Source organism: Levilactobacillus parabrevis ATCC 53295, assembly GCF_001434055.1.
Taxonomy (GTDB): Bacteria; Bacillota; Bacilli; order Lactobacillales; family Lactobacillaceae; genus Levilactobacillus; species Levilactobacillus parabrevis.
Genome location: NZ_AZCZ01000072.1, coordinates 1 through 4,272 on the forward strand (window position 1 = coordinate 1; position 4,272 = coordinate 4,272).

The following is a 4,272-nucleotide window of genomic DNA, read 5'->3' on the forward strand; positions in this document are numbered from 1 at the left end:
TCTAAACGGCTTGCTTCACTCTCTTACACAAAAAAGACAGCACGACCCAGGCCACCTTGCCTGCCTCGTACTGTCTATTCGTTTGCATTAAAATTAGTCACTAGTTCGGCCGCCGTGTGTCCGGCCGCGGTTTGAGTTGCGACGCTTGTCATGTAAGCTGTCAAAGCCCACAAAACCTGCGGCAACCGCACGGTCATTTGCTTGGTGTAAGACCTTGATGAAGTGTTCCGCTTCATCCTTACCGAAGAAGCCTAACCAGCGGTGGAACCGTTCGTCAGTGGCTTGGGCCAAGTTCCGTTGAACCCGACTTCCAGCAGCCGTTAACGTGATGTATTTTACCCGACGGTCATTAGGATCTACTTTTTGCATAACGTAGTTTTCCTTCAGCAATACGTTGACCTGGCGAGCGATAGCGCTCTTGGAGACGCCTTCTAATTTGGCAAGTTCAACCAGCGTTTGCCCATTCTTACTCCGGGCAACGTTTTCCATCACCATGAAGGCTTCAAAGGTCAGATTGTACTTTTGCGTCGGAATTGAAACGAAATCCCCGATATACTTGAAGATGTGCATGTATAGATCGTCAAACTCTTTCTTCAATTCTGCTTCCGTTACGTTGTCATTCGTCGTCTCTGTCATTATAAATCCATTACTCCTTCTAGTTTCAGCGCCGGGCGCTGCCTATTAACGTCCTAATTTGCGTACAGCCCACGGGTCTTAATTTTAGTCGAAAATTATAGTCCCGTCACCGGTCAATATGAAAAAAGTGGATAACCCTACTTATATTTCACTATCAAACCATCTTATCCAATAAAATTATTTTTAGAGGTTCCCAAAATCGAACACACGTTCTATAATAGAACTAATCATTTAATCAAGGACGTGATGACCATGCTTAGCCAGGCGCACCAGCAAATTAAGCAACTACTCCAAACTGCTTACCAAAGAAATCAAATTACTACAATCAACGTTCATAACATTACTTATACGGGAACCGTCGATTTCATTTCACCGGCGACCGTCTATTTGGGACTGGCCGCTGGCCGTTCCCGCGAGATTCCCCTAACTCAGATCAGTCAGGTCAAACTACACCAATTTCAATCTTGGTGGTATCTCTATGATTCTACCGCACAGTAACTCCCTCTAGTATCGCCTCTCTCGACTAAAAAATAAACCTTTTTTTAATAAATTGTTGGGATTTTGTTTACAATTTGTCGAAAACGCTGTCTTTTCTGCTTTTAACCGGCTTTTTCGCTACTTTTTAAAACCTAAATTACGGCAAAATTCACCGTAGAACCCCCTTGATTATACCGCGCAATCATCATTTAATTGTGCACCACTTTAATCTGGCTGGTCACATTTTTAATTTTGCATACTTTGATTCATTGATGGGGTTCAACCGCCTCAATCCAAAAATATTACCCTAAAACATAAAGTCCCCCTATACCATTAGCAGTCGCCGATGGTATAGGGGGATTCTTTTAGTTATTTTGATTGCGAACAGTCATCACAGAACGGTCTATTAGCACCGCCTCTGCCGAACGCTACCGCCGGAATGACGTGCTATTCCACACGAACGCTACCGTGAACCGTATCAACTTTAACCGTTGCGGTCGGTGCTTCACCAACTGCGCCAATCTTATGGTGACTGTCATCCAGCGTCAGTTGGGCTACGCGGGGAACCCGCACCGTCCCGTCATCGTTGCGCACGTCGAAGTTGTAGGCTTCATTGGCCAGCTCAATCTCAGCGCTACCATTCCCGGTAATTTCCAAATCGCTAGTCAGGTCACTGACCTGCACACTGACCCGCCCGTTACCGGAACTCAGACGACCACCGCCAGATAGATTCTGAACACGAATGGCCCCGTTGCGGCTGCGGCTTGCCAGTTTCCCAGTAAAGCCGCTAACCTTAATCGCCCCGTTGCGGGAGTTCAGGGTCGCATCCCCCGCGTGGTTCGTCAGGCGAATCGCCCCGTTTGTCGACTCGATTTTCCCGGTTCCCTGGGCATCATCGACCGTGACTGACCCGTTCGTGCTAACGATGCGGTAGTCGAGCGCCGCCATCTGATTAAGCCGGACCGAACCATTCGTAGCCTGCACGTCAAAGTTCATAACTTGATTGTTAAATGCGCGAATGGCCCCATTAGTCGCATGAATCTCAAAATCGGTGTTCGACCGCAGATCACTGACCTCCAGGCTACCATTGCCAGCATGAACCCGGACACTGCCCTTCAGCGTGCTAGGAATAAAGATCTCCGTCCGCACGTGCAGTGGCCATAACCGTGGCCGGTCACCCTGACGCAATTCCAATTGAGAACCGTACTGCTTACTGCGCAGGAAGAACCGTTCGCTGTCTCGGCTCATGTACTCGTTGACCACGATTTCGGAAGCACTCGCCTGGCCAATCTTGACCGCGGCATCGGGATAGTCAATCACCACTTCCGACACATCGGTCACCGCAAAGGACTGCGTATTGACGAGCTTGAGTGACCCCACGTAGGCCCGCTGTGGTCGCTCACCGTTAATTTTGACATCGTCGCCATCCACGTCAATGAAGCCATTGCCGACTGAAACGTGGTCCCCATCGACTTGAACCAATTTGCCCAAATCAACCTTGTCACCACCATCGACGACCACGTGATCACCCCAGGTCACCTGGTCATCGGTGATGTGGAGCTTGCCAATCTGCACGTGCGAGTGACTATGTTCACCCGTCTTAGCGTTGGCATCCGCGCCTGCATCATCCGTGGCCGTGTCAACCTGCTGGGAATCGTCCGCCTGATCATTAGCTTGCGCGGCATTCTCAGCAGCAACTTCCTTGAGAAGACTGTCGATATCACCGAGTTGGCTCATGGCCTCATCAATGGCTTTGGTCGCCGTCATGCCTTGGTTGATCTTGTCGGTGACGGCTTCGGTCAAGTCGCCAACTAGTTCTTCTTTTAATTCCGTTAATGCGCGGGATGGTTGGTATTGGCTGAACAGCTGATCCAACCGCGTGCGAATCTCCATTGTAATATCGTCCATGTTTAGTCCTCCTCGGTAATCTGACCCGTAATCAATTCATCAATAATTGGCTTAGCAAACTCCCAAGCGGTTTTTTTCTCTGCCAACATCTCTTGGCCGGTCGTCGTGACGTGATAGTATTTTCGCCGCGACCCCTGCGTTTCATCGCCCCAGTAATCGGTCAGCGCACCATTCTTCTCCAGCCGACGGAACACCGTGTAGAGCGTGGCCTCATTCAATTCGTAATGGCCCTGACTGAGTTCACGCACCCGTTTGGCCACCTGATACCCGTAACTATCACCTTGTTGCAAAATATTCAGAACAATCGTATCCGTATGGCCCCGGATTAAATCTTTGGAGATCACCTCAGCCATGTTGCCACTTCCTTTCGCGTTTTCTTGATTGGGTCTAATGTATCACACACTACTATGTGTGTCAAAGTAATTTATCTAAAATAGTAGTGTGGCTACCCGCTTTAACAACCACCATTCTCAAGAATTCCGCGTGCTACCAGGGATTGTCGCCACTCAAAACTACAATGCCTATCCCATACAAACTCACCGGCAACCCAAAAAGGGCTGAGATTTTTCATCCCAGCCCGTATGTAACAAAACGTTTTACTACTTCAACTCTAGAAAGGCCCCTGGTAAGAGTCCCGCTACCGTCGTTTCGGCTAAGGACCCCTTCTGATTGGTCAGGTAGATGACAGCGTCCTGGTCAAAGAACTCACTGATCACTTGTCGGCATGAACCACACGGCGCAATCGGACCCTCGGTATTGCCAGTAACCAATAGCGCGGTGAACCGTTTCTCCCCAGCGGCAATCCCTGAGAAAATAGCCGTCCGTTCGGCACAATTCGTTGCACCATACGCCGCATTTTCAATATTACAGCCACCGTAAACCTTACCGCTGGCACCAACCGCTGCAGCCCCTACCTGAAAATGAGAATATGGGGTGTAGGCACGATCCAACATGTCGGTAGCCACTTGCAATAATTCTTCTAGCTCTGCCATAGTGTTTCCTCCTTAGCATGTGTCTATTGATGCCTCTTAATTGTTGCATAGTTTCAAAGAAAGCGCTACCATTTGAACGAAATTTCTAGGGAATTCTTTAACTTTTGACTAAATTGGCAATAGATGCGGTGACTCATGGTAGACTAGAATCAGTCAGCCACGCCCGTTTAAAAACGGACGTTTGTGAGAACCATACCCCACGGCATGGTGACCACAATTTGCTTAGATACAGTGCTAGCCTACGAATAGAACTTATCCA

The 4,272-nt window shown here is 48.8% G+C and carries 5 protein-coding genes; 1 reads left to right on the top strand and 4 read right to left on the bottom strand.

The window, feature by feature from the left end:
• Positions 1-93 precede the first annotated feature (93 nt).
• Positions 94-636, bottom strand: a complete 543-nt coding sequence (locus tag FD07_RS11600) for a MarR family winged helix-turn-helix transcriptional regulator (protein ID WP_020090473.1) — start codon at positions 634-636, stop codon at positions 94-96.
• 252 nt (positions 637-888) lie between these two features.
• On the opposite strand from FD07_RS11600, the gene FD07_RS11605 reads away from it, so the two are divergent.
• Entirely contained in the window at positions 889-1,134 is a 246-nt protein-coding gene (locus FD07_RS11605; protein WP_020090474.1) for a hypothetical protein, read from the top strand.
• Positions 1,135-1,560: 426 nt separating this feature from the next.
• Here the strand turns inward: FD07_RS11605 and FD07_RS11610 are convergent, their stop codons facing one another.
• From FD07_RS11610 to FD07_RS11620, 3 genes are all read right to left on the bottom strand, one after another.
• The gene (locus FD07_RS11610) at positions 1,561-3,021 is read right to left on the bottom strand and encodes a DUF4097 family beta strand repeat-containing protein (protein ID WP_020090475.1); all 1,461 of its coding nucleotides are present in this window, start codon (positions 3,019-3,021) and stop codon (positions 1,561-1,563) included.
• 2 nt (positions 3,022-3,023) lie between these two features.
• On the bottom strand, positions 3,024-3,374 hold the full coding sequence (locus FD07_RS11615) for a PadR family transcriptional regulator (RefSeq protein ID WP_020090476.1): 351 nt from the start codon (positions 3,372-3,374) through the stop codon (positions 3,024-3,026).
• A gap of 246 nt (positions 3,375-3,620) precedes the next feature.
• Positions 3,621-4,013 (bottom strand): cytidine deaminase, encoded by a 393-nt coding sequence (locus FD07_RS11620; RefSeq protein ID WP_020090477.1) that lies wholly within the window; start codon positions 4,011-4,013, stop codon positions 3,621-3,623.
• Positions 4,014-4,272 lie beyond the last annotated feature (259 nt).